This is a genomic window from Sagittula salina, from assembly GCF_017813235.1.
Lineage (GTDB): Bacteria > Pseudomonadota > Alphaproteobacteria > Rhodobacterales > Rhodobacteraceae > Sagittula > Sagittula salina.
Genome location: NZ_JAGISH010000037.1, coordinates 1 through 1,047 on the forward strand (window position 1 = coordinate 1; position 1,047 = coordinate 1,047).

1 protein-coding gene is annotated in these 1,047 nt (G+C 65.5%); it reads left to right on the plus strand.

What is annotated here, in order from left to right; all coding sequences use genetic code 11:
- A partial coding sequence (locus J5474_RS22460; RefSeq protein ID WP_209364238.1) for an AMP-binding protein occupies positions 1–1,047 on the plus strand: 1,047 nt, incomplete at both ends.

The window sequence follows — 1,047 nt, forward strand, 5'->3', positions numbered from 1 at the left end:
TACTGGTGCTCCGCCGACGTGGGCTGGGTCACCGGGCATTCCTACATCGTTTACGGGCCCCTGGCGAACGGCGCCACGACGCTGATGTTCGAGGGCGTGCCGACGTATCCGGACGCCAGCCGCTTCTGGCAGGTCTGCGAAAAACACAGGGTTAACCAGTTCTACACCGCGCCGACGGCGATCCGCGCGCTGATGGGCCAGGGCAACGATTTTGTAACGAAATGCGATCTATCCTCGCTGCGGCTCCTTGGCACCGTGGGCGAACCGATCAACCCGGAGGCCTGGACCTGGTACAACGACGTGGTCGGCGGCGGCCGCTGCCCCATCGTGGACACCTGGTGGCAGACGGAAACCGGCGGCCACCTGCTGACGCCGCTGCCCGGCGCGCATGCGACCAAACCCGGCGCCGCGATGAAGCCGTTCTTTGGCGTCCAGCCCGTCGTGCTCGACCCGCAGACCGGGGCAGAGATCGACGCCTCCCCCACAGAGGGCGTGCTGGCGATCAAGGACAGCTGGCCCGGCCAGATGCGCACGGTCTGGGGCGATCACGAGCGGTTCGAGAAGACGTATTTCTCGGACTACAAGGGCTATTACTTCTCCGGCGACGGCTGCCGGCGGGATGCGGACGGCGATTACTGGATCACCGGCCGGGTCGACGACGTGATCAACGTCTCCGGCCACCGCATGGGCACGGCAGAGGTCGAATCGGCCCTGGTCGCCCATGAGAAAGTCGCCGAAGCGGCCGTCGTCGGCTACCCGCACGAAATCAAGGGCCAGGGCATCTACTGCTACGTCACCCTGATGAACGGCGTCGAACCCACCGAAGACCTGCGCAAGGAACTGCGCGCCTGGGTCCGCACCGAAATCGGCCCCATCGCCTCCCCCGACCTGATCCAGTGGGCACCCGGCCTGCCAAAGACCCGCTCCGGCAAGATCATGCGCCGCATCCTGCGCAAGATCGCCGAAAACGACTACGGCGCCCTCGGAGACACATCAACACTCGCAGAACCCGCCGTCGTCGACGACCTCATCGAAAACAGGATGAAC